The organism is Xanthomonas sp. NCPPB 1128, assembly GCF_001043115.1.
GTDB lineage: Bacteria > Pseudomonadota > Gammaproteobacteria > Xanthomonadales > Xanthomonadaceae > Xanthomonas_A.
Genome location: NZ_LFME01000010.1, coordinates 100483 through 120460 on the forward strand (window position 1 = coordinate 100483; position 19978 = coordinate 120460).

Below are 19978 nucleotides of genomic sequence, written 5' to 3' on the forward strand. Positions count from 1 at the left end.
CATGAACCGCATCTACCGCCTCGTCTTCAATCGCCATCTCGGCGTGCTCCAGGTCGCCTCCGAAGTCGCCAACGGCCACGCCGGCGCAACCGGCAGCGGCGCTGCGCGCCTGGCCGCGCCGCTGCTGCCCTTCGCCCTGGCCTGTGCGCTGGCCGCGCCGGCCTACGCCAGCGGCGTGCCGTCGCTGTCCAGCGCCACCGGCGCCACCGTGTCGCAGAACGGCGGCACGCTGCAGATCGACCAGAACGCCGCCAAGGCCGTGCTGAACTGGAACAGCTTCAACGTCGGCAAGGACGCCAGCGTGGTGTTCGTGCAGCCGTCCAGTTCGGCGGTGGCGCTCAACCTGATCGATGCCAGCCGCGGCGCCAGCGTCATCGACGGCAGCCTGCGCGCCAATGGCAACGTGTTCCTGATCAACTCGGCCGGCATCCTGTTCGGCAACCACGCGCAGGTGAACGTCGGCAGCCTGGTCGCCAGTTCGCTGGGCCTGGCCGGCGACGACGACCACGGCTACCTGCTCGCGCGCGGCGACCATGGCGCCGCCAGCGTGATCAACCAGGGCAGCATCAGCGCCGGCAACGGCGGCTCGGTCAACCTGGTCGGCACCCATGTCGCCAACCGCGGCACCATCAGCGCCGATGGCGGCACCATCCGCCTGCTGTCCGCCGACCAGGTCAAGGTGACCATGGACGCGGCCGGCGCGATCGGCATGCAAATGGTCGCAGCCGCCAGCCAGTCGGTCGACGGGGCCGCGGCAGCGGTGGAGAACAGCGGCAGCCTGCGCGCCAACGGCGGGCAGATCCTGCTGCAGGCCGGCAGCACCGGGCTGTCGCAGTTGCTGGTCAACAACACCGGCACGCTCGAAGCCACCGGCATCGACACCTCCGGCGGCAGCGTGCGCCTGGTCGGCAGCGGCGGCGATGTGGCCAGCAGCGGTCGCATCGATGTCTCCGGCACCCGCGGCGGCAGCGTGCAGTTGCTGTCCGACGCCGCGGTGAACGTCGATGGCCGCATCGATGCCAGCGGCACCGCGGCCGGCGGCAGCATTCGCATCGGCGGCGGCTACCAGGGCGGCGAACAGCTGCAACACGCCAGTGCGGCCACCGTCGCCAGCGGCGCGGTACTCGATGCCAGCGCCACCGGCCACGGCAACGGCGGCTCGATCGTGGTCTGGTCCGATGGCCACACCGCCGTGCATGGCGCGCTGCGCGCCAACGCCGCCGGCAGCGGCAACGGCGGCCTGCTCGAGACCAGCGGGCACACGGTGGACTTCTCCGGCATCGCCGTCGGCGCCAAGGGTGCCGGCCCGGGCAGCGCCGGCACCTGGCTGGTCGACCCGGAAGACCTGACCGTGGACAGCGCCGCCGCCAGCACCATCAGCGGCGCATTGAATGGCGGCACCAACGTCACCCTGCTCGCCACCCTCACCACCGCCAGCGGCCCGGGCACCGTCACCAGCGGCGGCCGCGGCGACATCAACGTGAACTCGGCGATCACCTGGAGCGGCAACTCCACGCTGACCCTGGATGCCTACCACAGCATCTACCTCAACGCTCCCCTCACCGCGACCGGCGCCAGCGCCGGCCTGGTGCTGAACTATGGCGGCTACACCGACAACGGCACCGTCGGCGGCACGGGCGACTACTACGTCAACGCCCCGGTCTCGCTCGGCGGCGCGCAGGCCAGCCTGGCCATCAACGGCCAGGCGTACAGGCTGATCCACTCGCTGGCCGATGCGGCCATCTACTTCAACACCCCCGGCTCCTATGCGCTGGCCCAGGACATCGACCTGGGTGGCGTCACCCGCAGCAGCGCCCTGGTGTCGTCCTTCCAGAGCAAGCTGGCCGGCCTGGGCCACAGCATCAACAACCTGACCATTTCCGGCGCCAGCGGCTACGTCGGCCTGTTCGGCACCACCAGCAGCAGCAGCGTCATCCGCGATCTGCACCTGGGCAATGTCTCCATCTCCGGCGGCTACTACGTCGGCGGCGTGGTCGGCTACGGCCAGGGCGCGATCAAGAACGTCACCGTCGACGGCACCGTGACCGGCACCTCGGGCGGCGTCGGCGGATTGGCCGGCTACAACCTGGGCTCGATCGACAACGGCGTGTTCAACGGCAGCGTCAACGGGCAAAGCGCGGTCGGCGGCCTGGCAGGCAACAACGTCGGCGGGACGATCCGCAACGCCCACAGCACCGGCAGCGTGACCGGCAGCAACAGCAATACGGGCGGCCTGGTCGGCTACAACGATGGCGGCACCCTCACCAACACGTATTCCACCAGCACCGTGAGCGGCACCGATTCTGTCGGCGGCCTGGTCGGAACGAGCCAGAACGCCGGCACCATCAAGAACAGCTATGCCAGCGGCAACGTGACCGGCACCAGCTCCGGTGTCGGCGGTCTGGTCGGCATGAACTACCAGAGCGCCATCGCCAACACCTACGCCACCGGCAGCGTCACCGCGCCGACCTCGGTGGGCGGGCTGGTGGGCGTCAACAACCCGGGTGGGCAGAGCGTCAGCAGCAGCAGCGTCAGCAACAGCTACGCCACCGGCGCGGTCAACGGCACCAATAATGTCGGCGGGCTGATCGGCGCCAATCAAGGCAGTGTCAGCAATGGGTCCTGGGACGTCGGCAGCACCGGCCAGGCCAATGCCATCGGCAACGCGGGCAGTGGCAGCGTCACCAATCTGACCAGCTTCGGCAGCGGCAACCGCTACAACCACAGCAGCTACGGCAATCTCGGCACTTGGTCGCTGCTCGCCGGCACCAGCAACGTCTACGTCGCCAGCGATGGCGTCGGCACCCCGGCCTGGATCATGATCGAGGGGCAGACGCGCCCGTTCCTGGCCAGCGAGTACAGCACCACCATCGGCAACGCGCACCAGTTGCAACTGATGGCGTACAACCTGGCGGCCAACTACAGCCTGTCCGCCGACATCGACGCCAGCCAGACCGCCGGCAGCACCGCCAGCGGGATGTGGAGCAGCGCTGGCTTCAGCCCGGTCGGCGACAGCAACAACGCCTTCACCGGCAGCCTCGATGGCACAAACCACACCATTTCCGGGCTCACCATCGCCCGCGGCGGCACGTCCTACGTCGGCCTGTTCGGCAACACCGGTGCCGCCAGCCGGATCGTCGACCTCGCCCTGACCGGCGCCACCGTCACCGGCACCGCCTACGTGGGCGGCGTCGCCGGCTTCAATGCCGGCACGCTCAGCGGCATCCGCGTCACCGGCACCATGAGCGGCACCGGCAACTTCATCGGCGGCCTCACCGGCTACAACAACGCCGGGACGATCACCGGCGTGCAGACCAGCGGCAGCGTGGTCGGCAGCGGCGGCCCCTACAGTGGCAACTACGTCGGCGGACTGATCGGCAGCAACGTCAGCGGCACGATCAACGCCTCGTCCTCGTCGAGCACGGTGTCCGGCGGCAGCGGCGTCGGCGGCCTGGTCGGCAACGACTATCAGGGCAGCTATACCGACGCCTTCGCCAGCGGCAACGTCAGCAGCACCAGTACGACCACCGGCAACAACGTCGGCGGGCTGATCGGCAATGCCATCCAGAGCACCCTGCAGAACGTGCACGCCACCGGCACCGTCACCGCGACCACCTCCAGTGCCGGCGGCCTGGTCGGCATGGCCGGCGCCGGCACCATCCAGAACGCGTATGCCACCGGCAACGTGTCGGGAACCCGTAGCGTCGGCGGACTGGTCGGACGCAGTGCCGGCACCACGATCAACACGGTCTATGCGACCGGCGCGGTGAACGGCACCTCGTCCGAGATCGGCGGGCTGGTCGGCACCCTGGACCACGGCAGCCTCGCGTCGGCCCATGCCACGGGCACCGTGTCCGGCGGCAGCTTCGTCGGCGGACTGGTCGGCTACAGCGACACCGGCAGCGTGGGCGGGTCCTACGCCACCGGCGCCGTGTCCGGAACCGACTACCTCGGCGGGCTGATGGGCTACAACGACGGCGGCAGCATCGGCAACGCCTACGCCACCGGCAACGTCTCCGGCAACATGTATGTCGCCGGGCTGGCCAGCTACAACGACAACGGCACCATCGCCAACACCTACGCCAATGGCAATGCCACCGGCAATGCCTATGTGGGCGGCCTGGTCGGCGTCAACTACAACAACACCGTGCGCAATTCCTACGCCACCGGCCAGGTCTCCGGCAGCAACGCGGTGGGCGGCCTGGTCGGCTCCAATTCCAACGGCAGCATCATCGCCAGCTTCTTCGCCACCGACATCGGCGGCAATCCGAGGAACGTGGGCCTGAACACGGTCGGCAACAGCGGCGGCAGCATCGACGCGATCAGCGGCGGCAGGTCGTGGAGCGCGTTGAACACGCTGTCCACCTTCACCGATGCCGGCTGGGCGATCGACGACCGCGGCGGCACCGGCCTGACCTGGCGCCTGTACGAACACATGGGCACGCCGCTGCTGCGCAGCTTCCTGACCCCGCTGACGATCAGCACCAGCCTCTCCGGCCTCGACAAGGTCTACGACGGCAACGGCGTCAGCGGGACGATCGCGTCCTATACGGTCGGCGGCGCCTTCGACCCTGGCCTGCTGTTCGGATCGTCGCTGCAGTACACGACCACCGGCAACGGGGTCGGCAGCTACACCACGGGCAACGGCACGCTGCAGCTCGGCGGCCTGGCGTCCTCGCAGCGCGGCTACGACATCGGCTACGTGGTCTCAGGCGGCATCGCCATCACCCCGGCGGCACTGACGGTGACGGCGTCCTCGGGTTCCAAGACCTACGGCGGCACCGCCAACCTCAGCGGCTACCGCGTCTCCGGCCTGGTCGGCAACGACACGGTGTCCGGCGTCGCGCTGAGCAGCACGGGCGCGGGCAGCGGCGCGGCGGTCGGCAACTACGCCATCAACGCCTCCGGCGCGACCGGCGCCGGGCTGTCCAACTACGTCATCACCTACGTCGATGGCAGCCTCCGCGTCGATCCGGCCACCCTGCGCATCGTCGCCACCGACGCCAACAAGACCTACGGCGGCACGGTCAGCCTCAGCGGCTACAGCGTCTCCGGCCTGCTCAACGGCGATACCGTCGCCGGCGTCGCCCTGGGCAGCGCCGGTGCCGGGGCCGGCGCGGGAGTCGGCAACTACGCGATCACCGCCTCCGGCGCCACCGGTGCAGGGCTGTCCAACTACGTCGTCAGCTACGTCGATGGCAGTCTGCGCGTCGATCCGGCCACGCTGCGCATCGTCGCCAACGATGCCAACAAGACCTATGGCAGTACCGCCAACCTCAGCGGCTACAGCGTCTCCGGCCTGCGCAACGGCGACACCGTCTCCGGCGTCGCCCTCGGCAGCGCCGGGGCTGGGGCCGGCGCGGGAGTCGGCAACTACGCGATCAGTGCATCCGGTGCCACCGGCGCAGGTCTGTCCAACTACGTCGTCAGTTACGTCGATGGCAGCCTGCGCGTCGATCCGGCCACGCTGCGCATCGTCGCCAGCGACGCCAGCAAGACCTATGGCAGTACCGCCAGCCTCAGCGGCTACAGCGTCTCCGGCCTGCGCAACGGCGACACCGTCTCCGGCGTCGCCCTCGGCAGCGCCGGTGCTGGGGCCGGCGCGGGAGTCGGCAACTACGCGATCACCGCATCCGGCGCGACCGGCGCAGGACTGTCCAACTACGTCGTCAGTTACGTCGATGGCAGCCTCCGCGTCGACCCGGCCACGCTGCGCATCGTCGCCAGCGATGCCAGCAAGACCGTCGGCAGCACCGCCACGCTTACCGGCTACCGTGTTTCCGGCCTGCTCAATGGCGACTCCGTCGCCGGCGTCGCCCTGGAAAGCGCCGGTGCCGGCAGCGGCGCTGCGATCGGCAACTACACCATCACCGCCTCCGGCGCGACCGGTGCAGGGCTGTCCAACTACGCCATCACCTACGTCGATGGCCTGTTGAGCGTGGTCGCCGGTGATGGCGGTGGTACCGCTGTGCAACTGCCCACCACGACCGTGCAGGCGATCAACAGCTCGGTCGCGGCCGCCACGGTGACCAGCGATGCCGGCAATCCGGCACCGGCGAGTCGGCAAAAGGCCGACGAAGCCGCCAAGGAGCTGGCCGCTGCGGCACAGGGCAGTGGCAGCGGCACCGCGACGGCCGGCACCGACGCGATCCGGATCGTCGATGGCGGCATCCGCGCCCCGGCGGTCGCCTGCAGCCCGGGCGCGTCCAACGCCTCCGCGGACAGCTGCATCATCCGCCAGTGATCGGGTATGGCCTGACGACACCGCGCGGCGGTGTCGTCAGGCCAGAGCGGTGCTTTCACCGCGGTGCGCGTTGGCGCTAATCAGGCATCCGCCGCCGGTGACAGCCGCGGCGCAGTGAGCTGCACATCCGGACGACGCGGCAGCCACAACACGAAGCAGACCGATTCGCCCGGCACCTGCGTGGCCAGCTCCACCGAGCCACCAAGCCGCTCCGCGATCCGCCGGACCAGATACAGGCCGAGTCCCGCGCCCGGCGCATGCTGCGCGTTCTCGCCGCGGTAGTACTTCTGGAACAGACGCTGCTGTTCTGCGGGCGCGATGCGTTCGCCCGGGTTGGCGACCTCCAGCCGCAGGCCTTCGCCGCTGCCGCGGACACAGACGCGGATGGCCATGTCCTCGGGGCAATGGCGGTCGGCATTGGCGATCAGGTTGCGCAAGGCCACGCGCAACAGTCCGGTGTCGGTGAGCAGGCGATCGTCGTCGGTGAGAAACTCGCAGACCACGCGCTGTGACGGAAAGTCCAGGCACAGTTCGTCCAGCAGCGCGCGCACCGCGCAGGGCTGCAGCCGCAGTTCCGATGCCGCCTCGCCCATGCGGTCGTCGGCCAGATACTCGTCCACCAGCGCCAGCAACCGTTGCGCCGCGTCGCGGATGTTGCCGCAGCGCGCGCGATTGCGTTCCGGCGGCGCATCCAGCTTGCGTGCCAGCTGTTGCGCCGAGGTCATGATCACGGCCAGCGGCGTGCGGAACTCGTGCGACACCATGGCCACGAAATCGCGTTGCTCCTGGGTGACCTTGCGTTCGGTCTGCAGCAAGGCGCGCAAGTCGTCCTCCAGCGCCTGCCGCCGGCCGATCTCGTTGCGCAGTTCGGCGGTGCGCAGCGTCACTTCGCACTCCAGCGCCAGACCGTGCCTGCGTGCCAGATCCACCGCGGCATCGGCATGCCGCCGTTCGCGCAGCCTGCGCCGACGCTCGTAACCGCCGAGGAGGAAGACGCTCAGCAGCGTCATGTGCAACATGGTGCCGAACGTGGTGGCGTACTGGGTCCAGGCGTTGACCGGCACGAACCCGAGGTTGCGCAGGAAGCCCAGCATCACCCCCAGGTAGAACGGGAAGAACGCGAGCACGAAGAATCGCGCCGGCCGATAGCGGCGCCACCACAGGTGCAGCCCCAACCCTGCCAGCAGCAGGATCTCCAGCAGCCCCAGCGTCTGCACCGGCTGCATGCCCCAGCCGTAGTGGCCGGCGAACACGGCCACCGCGCCACCGAGCGCGACCGTCCAGAGAAAACACGTCCCCCAGCGCACCAGATGCGGATGAAAGGCGTGCAGGTTCAGCTGCTGGCTGGCGACCTGGAAGCCCACCGGCAGGCTGCAGGCGATGCTGATGCCCAGCAGACTGTCGCTCCAGGCCATCGGCATGCCGGTGACCTGCTGCACCAGGCCGATCGACATCGCTTCATTGAACACGCAGCCGCCAAGGTAGGCCACGAACAGGCCGCTCATGCGCGCACGCGTGACCAGCCAGAACAGCACGTGCAGGCACAGCAGCAGCAGATAGAAGCCGAAGTACAGGCCGAACTGCAGCCCCTCGCGCCGCGACTGGTTGTCGAACGGCAGCCGTTGCCAGACGTCCAGCCGGGTGACCAGCGCGTTCTTGCTGCGCAACCGCAGCAGCACCTCGTAATCGCCAGGATGCGAAGGCGCGAACTGGAAGACCGGACTGCGGTAGTCCACCGGCCAGTCGCGGCGCGGAACGCGTTCGCCGCTGCGCCCCAGCACGCGCCAGTCTCCGCCGTCGCGCCGCACATAGGCCTGTACGTCGTCGAGCAAGGCATTGCTCAATCGCACCATCCAGCCACCGGACGGTACACTTTCGACATGAACAGGCAGGCGCAGCCATACCGGACCGTCGGCGAATCCCGCGTTGAGGCCGGCGGGCAGCCGGGCCCATCCGGCTGCGGCGGCGGCCTGCGCGACGTCCAGTCGGCCGTGCGGATCGTCCAGGCGCTGCAGGTATCCGCTCGCGTCCTGATGCGGGCCGGTCAGCGGCAGCGCGGCGACCGGCAGCCTTACCGGTTCAGCCGCCAGGCTCACGCCCATCGCCGCCAGGAGCCATGCGCCCACCAGCCAGCGCCACCATTGCGCCATCATTCGCCATATCGCACCGTTGCCAGCCGATGACGTTACAGCAAACCGCCAGGCGCGAGGATCCGCCGCCATGTCCGAGGTGATCCTGCTCGAGGACGAACCGGTGCTGTGCGAGGAACTCGGCGAGTTCCTGCAGGATCTGGGTTATGTCGCGCTCTGCGTGGACAGCATCGCCGGCTTCCGGGAGCGGTTCGACCCGGCGCGCCACACCATGGCGGTGATCGACGTAGGCCTTCCCGACGGCAGCGGCCTGGAGTTGGTGCGCGAACTGCGCCGCGCCGGCCATCGGCTGGGCATCGTGGTGTTCAGCGCCCACAACACCGCCAGCGATCGCATCGCGGGGCTGGAACTCGGCGCGGACCACTACCTGGGCAAGGGCGTCGATCTGGACGAACTGGCCGCGACCCTGGCCGCGCTCGGCCGGCGCCTGGCACTGCCGCCACCGGCCGCGCGCTGGGTGCTGGAACTGGCCGCTGCACGCCTGAACGTTCCCAACGCGCCGCCGGTTCCGCTCTCGCGCCAGGATCTGCTGGTGCTGGCCTGCCTGATGCGCCACGCCGGCGAGAGCGTGGGCCACCGTGAGATCGCCGAGGCGCTGGGGGTGAACTTCCTCGAGTACGACCGGCGCCGGCTGGACACGCAGATGTACCGACTGCGGCGCCGTGTGGAAGAGATCAGCGGACGCCCGCTGCCGGTGAAGACCTTGCGCAACAGCGGCTATTGCTTCCACGCGCCGGCCGCGTTGGCGACCTGAGCGCGACGCAGCACGGGGTTTTTCCTACGCACGCCCTATCGCCGGCGTCAGCGCTGCGAACGCGCCTCTGCGCGCATCATCCGCACGGCACTGGGCCCCGAAACGAACAACGCCGGCGATGCCGGCGTTGTTCGTAGGCGAGGTCAGGACGCTCAGCCCTGCCACTTGCCCAGCGCGGCCAGGCCGTTTTCCTTGGCGCGCTCGTACACCACCTGCTGCGCCTTGGCGAAATTGCCCTTCATGTCCTGCGCCCACAGCTTCAGCGCGGCCTGCTGCATGGCGCGGCCATAGGAGAAGCTCAGCGGCCACGGCAGGTTGCCGAGCTGGTGCATCGCGTTGAGGTGCGCGGTGGACTGCTCGTCGGTCTGGCCGCCGGACAGGAACACGATGCCCGGCAGGATCGCCGGCACGGTGCTCTTGAGGCACATCACGGTGGACTCGGCCACTTCCTCGACGCTGGCCTGCTCGTCGCAGTCCTTGCCGGCGATGACCATCGAGGCCTTGAGGATGGTGCCTTCCAGCACCACGTTCTGCTCGTACAGCGCACCGAACAGCGAACGCAGCGTGGCTTCGGTGACCTCGTAGCAGGTCTCGATGTCGTGGTCGCCGTCCATCAGCACTTCCGGCTCCACCATCGGCACCAGGCCCTGCTCCTGGCACAGCGCGGCGTAGCGGGCCAGCGCATGCGCGTTGGTCTCGATGCACACGCCGGACGGGATGTCCTCGCCGATGGTGATGACCGCACGCCACTTGGCGAAGCGCGCGCCGAGCTTGTAGTACTCCTCCAGGCGCGCGCGCAGGCCGTCCAGGCCTTCGGTGATCAGTTCGCCCGGCATGCCGGCCAGCGGATGCGTGCCCTTGTCGACCTTGATGCCGGGAATGATGCCGTGCTCGGCCATGTACTTGGCGAACGGCACGCCGTCCTTGGTCTTCTGGCGGATCGTCTCGTCGTACAGGATCGCGCCGGAGATGTGGTCGCTCAGCTTCGGCGTGGTCAGCAGCAGCTCGCGGTAGGCACGGCGGTTCTCTTCGACATTCTCGATGCCCACGCCGGCGAAGCGCTTGGCGATGGTGCTGGTGGATTCGTCGATCGCGATGATGCCCTTGCCCGGGGCGACCATTGCCTGTGCGGTTTCGGCAAGCTGTTCGATGCTCATACGGTTCCTGATGGCTGCAGCGGGGGAACGCCCATTATACCGGGCCGGCCTGCATGCATTCCGTTACCGCCGGCGCTGCAAGCGGTTACAGGCGTAGACCGCATGCAATCGGCGCTTCAGCCAAGCGCATCGGTCGTTGCCTCACGGTGCGCCTCTTCGTTGCCCTGCACCGTCTGCAGCGGCAAAGCGCCCGCGGTCGGTGCCTGTGGATGCGCGTCTTGTTCTGCCGGCAGTGCGATGTCGAGCGCATCGAGCAACGGCCGCCAGTCGTCGGCGCTGCGCGCACGGCGGTGCGCCAGCAACGCGGCATGGCGGCGCAACCCGGGCAACTGCCAGCGCAACTCGCAGCAGATGCGATCGACCTCCTCGGCCGCCTCCGGCGCGGCGATCAGCCACGGCAGTTGCTCGACCATCTTGCCGGCGCCGGAGTCGTGGATGGCCATGATGTAGCCCACGATCAACAGCAGCAGATGTTGCAGGGCCGCGCGCTCGTCCTCGCGCAGGTCGCCGCCGCGTTGCAGGCGCAAGGCTTCGTCGCGGGCCCGTTCCAGGCCGTCGAGCAAGGCCGCCACCACCTCGCGCAGGTGCTGCGGATCGTGCGCCGGCGCCGGTTCCAGCGCGCAGTCGCGCAGGCGCTCGGTCAGCAGGTCGACCACGTCGCGCGGGAACTGTCCGGGCACCACGCGCAACGCGATGCGCATCCGTGCCAGCGCCTGCGCATGGCCCTGCTCGCGTTCGAACAAGCCATCCAGCGCTTCGGCGCAGGAGATCAACCGGCCCAACGGCGACAGCACCGGCGCGCCGACCGGATAACCGGAGCCGTCGATGCGTTCGTGATGCTCCCGCGCGGCCGCCGCCTGCTGCGCCGAGTACACGCCGGATTCGCCCAGCAGCGCGGCGCTGATCACCGGGTGCACGCAATGCATGCGCCACTGCGCGAAGTCCTGCTGCGCTTCCGGCATCTCCAGTACCGCCGGATCCACGTACATCTCGCCGAGATCGTGCAGCAGCCCGACCTCCGCGGCCTCGCGCATCGCCGCATCCGAACGCGACAGCAGCGCTGCCAGCCAGGCCACCAGCATCGCCACCCGCACCGCGTGCGAGAACGCGGCAGGCCGGGTCTGGCCGAGCGTGGTCAGCAAGGTGCCCGGCGCGCCCAGCGTGCGCGCGCGGGACAGCGCGGTCATGATCGACGGCACCTCGTCGCCCAACAGCAGGCGCAGATGCGGGTGTTCGTCCAGCTCACGCTGCGCGGCCAGTTGCACTTCGCTCGGGCGCAGTTCTTCGCAGAACGCCAGCGAGGATTCCAGCGGGCGCAGCAGGCGCCGCGCGATCAAGCGCTCGCGCAGGCCGGCGTTGATGCGCTGGCCCTTGGCGACGAGCAGGATGCCGCGGCGGTCGCGGATGTCTTCGGTGACCACCAGCTCGCGGGTGGCCGAGGCCTGGATCAGGTGTTCAAGGCAATGCGTGCCGGGGCGCTCGGGCAGTTCCAGCCCGAGTTCGGCGTGCGCGCTTGGGGACGTCATGGGGGTGTCGCACGATCAGGGAACGGGAGGGCGCCGCGCCGTTCCATGCGCGATCGAACGGTGTTGCCGACGGCGCGGCGGCCAAGCCGCCGCGCCGCGTCCTTCAGAGTTCGCCCAGGCCGCTGGCACGGCCGTCCGGGCCGACCTCGAGCAGGCGCAGGGTGTTGGTCGCGCCGTGGGTTTCCATGTGCTCGCCGCTGGTGAACACCACGCGGTCGCCCGGCGCCAGCAGCCCGGCCTCGACCAGCACGCGGATCGCGCCGCGCGCGGCCTCGCGCGGGGTCAGGCCGCGGCTGTCGAAGTTGATCGGGAACACGTCACGCATCATCGCCATGTGCCGGCGTGCGCCGTCGTGGCGGGTCACCGCGAAGATCGGCGCCTTGGCGCGGAAGCGCGACAGATAACGCGGGGTGCCGCCGGATTCGGTCATCGCCACGATCGCGCGCACGCCCACGTGCTGGGACAGGAACATCGTCGCCATGGCGATGGCCTGGTCGGCGCGCTCGAGGTTGCGCGGCGCCATGCCGAAGTCGGTTTCGGTCTCGAACTGGCGCTCGGCGCCCAGGCAGATGCGCGCCATCGCTTCGACCGCACGGATCGGATAGGCGCCGGCGGCGCTCTCGGCCGACAGCATCACCGCATCGGTGCCGTCGATCACCGAGTTGGCCACGTCCAGCACTTCGGCGCGGGTCGGGATCGGGCTCTCCACCATCGACTGCAGCATCTGCGTGGCGGTGATCACCACTTTGTTTTGCGCCAGCGATTCCTTGATGATCTTCTTCTGCAGGCCGGGCAGCTCGGCGTCGCCGATTTCCACGCCCAGGTCGCCGCGCGCGACCATCACCACGTCCGAGGCCTCGACGATCTCGCTCAGGTTCTCGATCGCCTCGGTGCGCTCGATCTTGGACACCAGCGCCGCGTCGCAGCCGTGCGCGCGGGCGATGCGCCGCGCCTCGTTCATGTCCTCGGCGTTGCGGCAGAACGACACCGCGATGAAGTCGACGCCGATCTTGGCGACGATGCCGATCAGTTCCTTGTCGCGCTCGGTCAGCGCGCCCAGCGACAGGCCACCGCCCTGCTTGTTCAGCCCCTTGCGGTCGGACAGCACGCCGTCGTTGAGCACGCTGGTGACGATACGCTCGCCATTGACCTCGACCACCTTCAGCTGCATCAGGCCGTCGTCCAGCAGCAGCACGTCGCCCGGCGCCACGTCCTGCGGCAGGCCCAGGTAGCTGACCCCGACCTGGCTGGCATCGCCCGGCGCGGCATTGGCATCGGCGATCAGGTCGAAGCGGTCGCCGAGCTTGAGCGAGACCTTGCCCTGGGCGAAGCGCTCGATGCGGATCTTCGGACCCGGCAGGTCGGCGAGGATGCCGATCTCCGCGCCGACGCGGGCCGCGGCGGCACGCACTTCGGCGGCGCGCTTGGCCTGGCCGGAGGGATCGCCATGGCTGAAGTTCAGCCGCACCACGTTGACGCCGGCGCGGAACAAATCCTCGAGCACGCCGGGCGGGTCGGTGGCCGGACCGAGGGTGGCGAGAATCTTGGTGCGGCGCTGGCGTTCGATCATGATGGCATCCTTGGAAAAAGCGCTCAAAGCTAGCATACGCGCCCCTCACACAGCATGGCATTTCGGCATAGACGCCCGCCTTGCCCGGCATAGCGAGCGGACAATGCGGGACAGTATGTGGTCATGCCATGCCAACAGGTGTGCCCCGCGGACGCTGGGTGGGCGAGCACACGCCAGGCGATGCACCATGCGCAGCCAACGCCGTGTGCGCCGGACATGCCGGCGCACGTGCCCGTTCAGGCCGCCACGAGCGCCGGCAACTGCGCCGGCGCCTGCGCCAGGACATCGGCGCCGGCCTGGCGCAGTTCCTCGGCATCGCCGAAGCCCCACAGCACGCCGATGCTGCGCATGCCGTGATGGCGCGCGCCATCGATATCCATGCGCCGGTCGCCGATCATGCGGCATTGCGCCGGCACGACCGCGAGCCGCCGCAGCGCCTCGGCGATCAGCTCGGGCTTGGCCCGGCGCGCGCCGTCGTCGCTGGCGCCGACGATCTCCTCGAAGCGAGCGCCGAACGGCAGGTGCTCGACGATGCGCCGCGCGAAGCGCTCGTTCTTCGAGGTCACCACCGCCAGACGGTGACCGGCCGCGGCGATCGCCTCCACCGCCGCGCCGATGTCCGGAAACACCGTGTGCTCGCGCCAGCCGTGGCTGTCGTAGCGGCCGCGGTACAGCGTCAGCGCCTGTTCCACCAGCGCCGCATCGTCGGCGAAGTGCTGCTGGAAGCTGTCGCGCAGCGGCGGGCCGATCCAGGCGCGCAACTGCGCCGGCGTCGGCAGCGGCTGGCCCAGTTCGGCGAAGGTATGGCGCAGGCTGCCGACGATGCCGGCCTCCGAATCGACCAGGGTGCCGTCCAGGTCGAAGAACAGGACGTCGGCGGCGCTCACGCGCCGCGCGCCTGCAGCGCGGCCACCGCCGGCAGGGTCTTGCCTTCCAGGAATTCCAGGAACGCGCCGCCGCCGGTGGAGATGTAGCTGACCTGCTCGGCGATGCCGTACTTGTCGACCGCGGCCAGGGTGTCGCCGCCGCCGGCGATGGAGAACGCCGACGATGCGGCGATCGCCCGCGCCAGGGTCTCGGTGCCCTTGCCGAAGGCGTCGAACTCGAACACGCCGACCGGGCCGTTCCAGACCACGGTGCCGGCCTTGGCGATCAGCTCGGCGTAGTGCGCGGCGGTCTGCGGGCCGATGTCCAGGATCAGGTCGTCGTCGGCGACGTCGGTGACCGCCTTCACCGTGGCCTCGGCGTCCGGCATGAACTGCTTGGCCACCACCACGTCGCTGGGCAACGGGATCGCCGCGCCGCACGCATTGGCATCGGCCACGATCTTGCGCGCGGTGTCGAGCAGGTCCGGCTCGCACAGCGACTTGCCCACCGCATGCCCGGCCGCGGCGATGAAGGTGTTGGCGATGCCGCCGCCGACGATCAGCTGATCGACCTTGTCCACCAGGTTGGAGAGCAGCTCCAGCTTGGTCGAGACCTTGCTGCCGGCGACGATCGCCAGCAGCGGCTTGGCCGGCTGCTCCAGCGCCTTGGCCAGCGCATCCAGCTCCGCCATCAGCAGCGGGCCGCCGGCGGCGACCGGGGCGAACTTGATCACGCCATGGGTGGAGGCCTGCGCGCGGTGCGCGGTGCCGAAGGCGTCCATCACGAACACGTCGCACAGCGCCGCGTACTTCTTCGCCAGGGCTTCGTCGTCCTTGCCCTCGCCGACGTTCATGCGGCAGTTCTCCAGCAGCACGATCTGCCCCGGCTGCACGTCCACGCCATCGACCCAGTCGCGGATCAGCGGCACGTCGACGCCGAGCAGCGCGGCCAGGCGGATGGCCACCGGCTCCAGCGAATCCTCCTGGGTCCACACGCCTTCCTTGGGCCGGCCCAGGTGCGAGGTCACCATCACCGCCGCGCCCTGCTCCAGCGCGTGCTTGAGCGTCGGCACCGAGGCCAGGATGCGCTGCTCGGAAGTGATCAGGCCATTGTCGATCGGCACATTCAGGTCTTGCCGGATCAGCACGCGCTTGCCGGACAGGTCGAGATCGGTCATTCGCAGGATGGACATGTGATTGCTCGCTTTCGTGGGGTTGCAAGGGGAAAACCGCGCCATCGGTGCAGTATCGGCGTCGGCGACGGAACGTCGGGTGCACGGACGCCGAGCGGGCGTCGCGCGGCGGCGAAACCGGCATTGTCCGGCGTTGGCCGCACAGCGGCAAATCGGTGCGGTGGCGCGCGCACGGCGCAGCGTGCGCGCGATCGACAGCGAGTGGGTCAGCCCGCGCCGTCGGCGACGCCGGGTTTGCGCAGCAGGCTGAGTGCGAAACCGACCACCAGCAGCGCACCGCCGATCAACAGTGCCCACAGCAGCCAGGTCTTCCAGTCGCGCGGCGGTGGCGGCGCCCGCAATGCCGCGGCGCCAGCCAAGGGCTGCACCGCACCGAGGCGGGCGGTGGCCGGTGCCCACTGCGGCCCGCGCTGGGTGTGCAAGGCCTGCAGCGCGGCGGCCAGCGGCGCCGGCGCACGCTGGGTGCGCGCACTGCCGGCGGCCAGCGCATAGGGCGGCGCGCCCTGCGCAAGGAACACCAGCGTCTCCGGTTGGTAGCCCAGGCGCAGTGCCGGGCGCTGCCGGCCCGGATCCTGTGCCGCGAGCAGCCGCCAGTAGCGGTCGCGCACCGGCGCGGTCAGCGCCTGCGGCGGCGAACGACTGCCGCCCCCAACCTGGTAGGCCAGCCATGGACCGGCGCGGTCCTGCCATGGCGCCTCGGCGCTGTCGCGGCTCTGCACGCGCCATTCGATCGCGTTGTTGCCCGGCAAGGCGACATCGATGCGCGTCACCGGGTAGCGGCCCGGCGACACGAAGGCATAGCCGTGCTGCGCGGCATCGGTGCTGACTGCGTCCAACTGCTGCCAATGCCAGTCGGCGGCGACCGGTGCCGGCGCCAGTTCGGCCTCCACCCCGGTCAGCGGCGGGGCGCTGGCGCCGGCCAGCGGCAGCAGGCGCAGGTAGCGCACCTGGCGGCCGATGGGAATGCGCAGCTGCTGCAGGCGATGCCCCTGGTTGGCCAGGTCGACCAGGGTCGCATCGGCCACCAGCACCTCCCAGTCGCGCAGATCGTCGCTGCCTTCGACCCGGTAGCGGGCCTGTTGCGGCTGCGCAGCCGCGGCCCATTGCAGCGACAGCGCGCGCAGCGGTACGTGCAGCGCGCTGGCATCGACCAGCCAGCCGGCAGCGCCGGCATCGGATTCGCCGCCGGCCACGCGGGTCTGGATGCGACGCACGCTGCCGTCGCGGTCGCGTTCGGCGATCAGCTCTAGGTCCGCTGCGCGCCCGTCGCGCGCGGCCGGCAGCGGGAACCACGGCAACGGCTGCCGGCGCGGCGCGGTCTCGGCCTGCTCGGCGGCGAACAGGGCCGCCGGCAACGGATCGCCCGCCGCGTTGAACACCTCCACGTCGCCCAGCGAGGCGCGCTGCGCGCTGCGGTAGACCGCATCGTCGAGCTGCACGCGATAGGCGCCGGCATCGGCGTCCTGCAGGGTCAGCGGCCACTGCTGGGCATAGTCGTCGCGCTGGCTGGCGGCGAACGCGCACAGCGGCAACCCGGCCAGCAGCAACGGGAACAACGCACGTCGGATCATGGGATGGCCTCCTCGGCCGGTTCGGCGGCGCGCGGCGGTGCCGGCGCCAGATAGCCGACCACCGTACACAACAGCCCGTAGGCGAGGAACGAGGCGATGCCGGCGACGTTGCCGAGGTTGCCACGATCCACCAGCAACAGCTTGCCCAGCACCACCGCCATCAACACCGCGCCGGCCAGCCACAGGCCGCGCTGACCGCGCCGCGAGCCCAGCACCCAGCCGAGCACGCCCAGCACGCTCCAGACCACCGTCAGACTGGTCTGCGCCACGCCATCGCCGAGTACGCCGGGCCACGGCACCGCCGCCCAGTAGTGCACCGCATGCAGGGTCACACTGGTGATCCACAGGAAACCGGCAGCGGCCAGCAGGTGCGTGCGCCAGGGCCGCAGCAGCGCCGGCAGTTCCGGGCTGCGGGTCCAGCGCACGCCCAGCACCAGCAGCGCCAGCTGGGTCAGTTCCAGCGGGTTGAGCACCGGCACCCACGGCAACGGCGCACTGTCGCCGGGCCGGCCCAGGCTGTACAGCCAGGCCACCGCGAGCAGGCTGAAGTAGGTGCTCTGCAACGCCGTGCGCCACGGCGCGAACGCCGCCCCCAGCGGCGCCGCCAGCCAGTTCCAGCGCCACAGCGACAGCGCCGCGACCGCCAGCCAGGGCGCCACCAGCAGCATCCAGCGCCAGCCGGCGGCGAGGCCGCTGTGCAGCGCCAGCCAGCCGCACAGCAAGGTGGCCACGATCGGCCACACCAGCCACCACACGAACTGCGTCGCGCGCGCCACGCCGCCGCTGTCGCGCAGGCACAGCAGGCTGCGCACGCCGAGCACGGCGTACAGCGCCCAGGCCCAGGCGCCATGCCCGGCGAACGGTTGCCCGTGCGCATCGGCCTGCCAGGCCGCCAGCGGCACCGCCAATGCCAGGCCGCCCAGCGTGGTCGCGGCCAGTGCCGGTGCCGGCCAGCGCCGCTGCGCTTCGGCGGCGAGCCAGCCGCTGATCGCGACCCAAGCCAGCAACACATCGGCGCGCGCATCGGCGTCGACGAAGCGCAGGATCTCGGCAACGCCGATGCCGCACCACCAGGCCAGTCCCCACAGGTAATAGCCCAGCGCCGGCATCGCGGCGCGCTCACGGCGGTAGCACCAGGCGCTGACGAAGCCGGCCAGGGCCAGCAGCAGCGCGCTCATGCAGGTGGCATTGGCCACAGCCTGGGTGTCGTGCACCGCCGCGTCCAGGCCCAGGGTGAAGCCGAACGCGGCCGCCAGTTGCAGCCCGGCGCCGCTGAGCTGCGGCAGCCAGCGCCGCTGACGCAGGCCCAACCACACCAGCGCCGCCCCCTCCAGCGCGAACACGCTGGCGGTGGCCCGCGCGGACAATGCCAAGGGCACCGCGAGCGTGGCGAAGCCCACCGCCAGCAGCGCATACGCCTGCCCCAGCAGCGCGAAGCGCGCGCGCCGGATCAGCACCGCCGCCAGCAGCGCATAGAGCGCCGCCAGACCCAACGCGCACAAGGCCAGCGGCATGCGCTCGCCGCGCAGCAGCCCCGCCTGCAACGAGAACGCGATCAGCGGCGTGCCGAACAGCAGGCTGCCGTCGATCAGCGTACTGCGCGTGGCCTCCTGGCGCCGCGCGTACAGGATCGGGATCAGCAGGTAGAAGGCGAAGAACAGCAGCAGAAAGGGTTCGGTGCTGGCGAACTTGTCCGGCCGGTACTGCAACACGCCCCACAGCGTGCCGATGCCGAAGGTGAAGCCGAACCCGAGCAGATTCAGCACCCGCCACGGCCGGTACCAGGCGATCGCGAACACCGCCGCGTTGAGCAGCGCGTAGTAGGAGAACAGCGCGACGTGGTTGCCGCTGCCGGTGGACAGCCACAGCGGCGCGAGGAAGCCAGCCAGCGTGCCCAATACCGCCAGCGTGCGCGAGTCCTGCGCCACCGCCAGCACGCACATGCCCGCGACCAGGGCGATGCTCAGCGCCAGCGCCGCGCCGGCGGGAATCAGCCCGGACAGTTTGAATGCGGCGAACACGGTCAGCAGCAACACGCCGATCGCCCCGCCCTGCAGGGCCAGCGCAAAGCTGCGCTTGCGCGTGCGCTGGTGCCAGCCGAAGGCCAGGCCGGCCAGCGACGCGGCGGCGATGCCGGCGTAGCGCAGCTCGATCGGCATGCGCAGCCAGCCCTGGTCGCCGGCGTACTTCAGCAGCGCGGCGACGCCGGCCAGCAGCACCAGCATGCCGATCTTGACCGGCACGTTGCCCTCGGTGAACCAGCGTTTGATCCCGCCCAGCAGCCGCTCGATCGGATCAGGCCGATGCAGCGCGGCGATCGCGGCCGTCGCGGCGGCACGCGCCTGGGCCTGCTGCTCGGCCTGTTCGACCGCGGCAGCCAGCGTCGCGAAATCGTCGGCCTGCGGCGGCACCGGCAAGGGCGGCGGCAGCGGCGGTGGCACAACCGCCTCCTGCGTGGCCTCATCCGGGCGCGCGCGGTCGAAGCTGGCGTCGAACGGCCTGCCTTCGGCATCGGCGGGAGCCTCGACCGCTGCCGCGGCCTCCCCGGCAACGGCATCGGCAACAGGCCAGGCCGTCGCAGGTGCCACCGGGGCGGCCATCCGTGCGACCTGCGCTTCCAGCGCGGCGAGCCGCTGGCGCAGGCGCGACTGCCCGACCAGGGCCACGATCAACAGTAGCGGCACCGCCAGCACCGCCAACACCACCAGCACGATCAACATCTCCATTCGGCTCGCATCTCCGCAGCGGTGGCGCCGCGCCCCTGGCGCGTGTCCGGTGCCCGGCGGCGCCGGACCTGGCGCAGATGGTAGACGTTTTCGGTGCCGGCATCGGCGCTGGGCCGGGCCGCAACCCAGGCAGGGCAAGGCCCGGCGTTCCGACGAACGGTCTTCACACGACCCTCAAGGCGTCAGATCGACGGCCGCTACACCCCTTATCGCGTCGTGCG

The 19978-nt window shown here is 70.3% G+C and carries 10 protein-coding genes; 2 read left to right on the forward strand and 8 right to left on the reverse strand.

Going from position 1 to position 19978, the window contains the following annotated elements:
• The first annotated feature begins 1 nt into the window (after position 1).
• A complete protein-coding gene (locus ACP93_RS09075; protein WP_048490368.1) occupies positions 2-6244 on the forward strand; it encodes an MBG domain-containing protein in 6243 nt (2080 codons plus the stop codon).
• A gap of 80 nt (positions 6245-6324) precedes the next feature.
• Here ACP93_RS09075 and ACP93_RS09080 read toward each other — a convergent pair whose 3' ends face one another.
• On the reverse strand, positions 6325-8370 hold the full coding sequence (locus ACP93_RS09080; RefSeq protein WP_228135984.1) for a sensor histidine kinase: 2046 nt from the start codon (positions 8368-8370) through the stop codon (positions 6325-6327).
• Positions 8371-8464: 94 nt separating this feature from the next.
• Between ACP93_RS09080 and ACP93_RS09085 the strand changes: the two genes are divergently transcribed.
• Complete coding sequence (locus ACP93_RS09085) at positions 8465-9148, forward strand: response regulator transcription factor (RefSeq protein WP_048490370.1); 684 nt, start codon at positions 8465-8467, stop codon at positions 9146-9148.
• Between the two features lie 152 nt (positions 9149-9300).
• On the opposite strand, the gene ACP93_RS09090 is transcribed toward ACP93_RS09085, so the two are convergent.
• The 7 genes from ACP93_RS09090 to ACP93_RS09120 all read right to left on the reverse strand — a co-directional run bounded on the left by ACP93_RS09090 (position 9301) and on the right by ACP93_RS09120 (position 19757).
• Entirely contained in the window at positions 9301-10305 is a 1005-nt protein-coding gene (locus tag ACP93_RS09090) for a class I fructose-bisphosphate aldolase (protein ID WP_048490371.1), read from the reverse strand.
• Positions 10306-10421: 116 nt separating this feature from the next.
• On the reverse strand, positions 10422-11831 hold the full coding sequence (locus ACP93_RS09095; RefSeq protein WP_048490372.1) for an HD-GYP domain-containing protein: 1410 nt from the start codon (positions 11829-11831) through the stop codon (positions 10422-10424).
• Between the two features lie 103 nt (positions 11832-11934).
• Positions 11935-13401: a pyruvate kinase gene (pyk, locus tag ACP93_RS09100; protein ID WP_048490386.1), complete on the reverse strand. Its 1467-nt coding sequence runs from the start codon at positions 13399-13401 to the stop codon at positions 11935-11937.
• Between the two features lie 236 nt (positions 13402-13637).
• The gene (locus tag ACP93_RS09105) at positions 13638-14288 is read right to left on the reverse strand and encodes an HAD-IA family hydrolase (protein ID WP_048490373.1); all 651 of its coding nucleotides are present in this window, start codon (positions 14286-14288) and stop codon (positions 13638-13640) included.
• Positions 14285-15460: a phosphoglycerate kinase gene (locus ACP93_RS09110; RefSeq protein WP_048490374.1), complete on the reverse strand. Its 1176-nt coding sequence runs from the start codon at positions 15458-15460 to the stop codon at positions 14285-14287. Before ACP93_RS09110 ends, ACP93_RS09105 begins: the two co-directional genes overlap by 4 nt.
• A gap of 206 nt (positions 15461-15666) precedes the next feature.
• Positions 15667-17031, reverse strand: a complete 1365-nt coding sequence (locus ACP93_RS09115; protein ID WP_048490375.1) for a DUF3999 domain-containing protein — start codon at positions 17029-17031, stop codon at positions 15667-15669.
• Positions 17028-19757: a DUF2339 domain-containing protein gene (locus ACP93_RS09120; protein ID WP_048490376.1), complete on the reverse strand. Its 2730-nt coding sequence runs from the start codon at positions 19755-19757 to the stop codon at positions 17028-17030. The genes ACP93_RS09115 and ACP93_RS09120 overlap by 4 nt, the downstream gene beginning before the upstream one ends.
• Positions 19758-19978: the final 221 nt, after the last annotated feature.

What these genes read in the sequence shown, in the direction of transcription:
- ACP93_RS09075 (WP_048490368.1), top strand. Translation starts at nt 2, where the DNA reads ATGAACCGCATCTACCGCCTCGTCTTCAATCGCCATCTCGGCGTGCTC.
- ACP93_RS09085 (WP_048490370.1), top strand. Translation starts at nt 8,465, where the DNA reads ATGTCCGAGGTGATCCTGCTCGAGGACGAACCGGTGCTGTGCGAGGAA.
- ACP93_RS09090 (WP_048490371.1), bottom strand. Translation starts at nt 10,305, where the DNA reads ATGAGCATCGAACAGCTTGCCGAAACCGCACAGGCAATGGTCGCCCCG.
- ACP93_RS09095 (WP_048490372.1), bottom strand. Translation starts at nt 11,831, where the DNA reads ATGACGTCCCCAAGCGCGCACGCCGAACTCGGGCTGGAACTGCCCGAG.
- pyk (WP_048490386.1), bottom strand. Translation starts at nt 13,401, where the DNA reads ATGATCGAACGCCAGCGCCGCACCAAGATTCTCGCCACCCTCGGTCCG.
- ACP93_RS09110 (WP_048490374.1), bottom strand. Translation starts at nt 15,460, where the DNA reads ATGTCCATCCTGCGAATGACCGATCTCGACCTGTCCGGCAAGCGCGTG.
- ACP93_RS09115 (WP_048490375.1), bottom strand. Translation starts at nt 17,031, where the DNA reads ATGATCCGACGTGCGTTGTTCCCGTTGCTGCTGGCCGGGTTGCCGCTG.
- ACP93_RS09120 (WP_048490376.1), bottom strand. Translation starts at nt 19,757, where the DNA reads ATGGAGATGTTGATCGTGCTGGTGGTGTTGGCGGTGCTGGCGGTGCCG.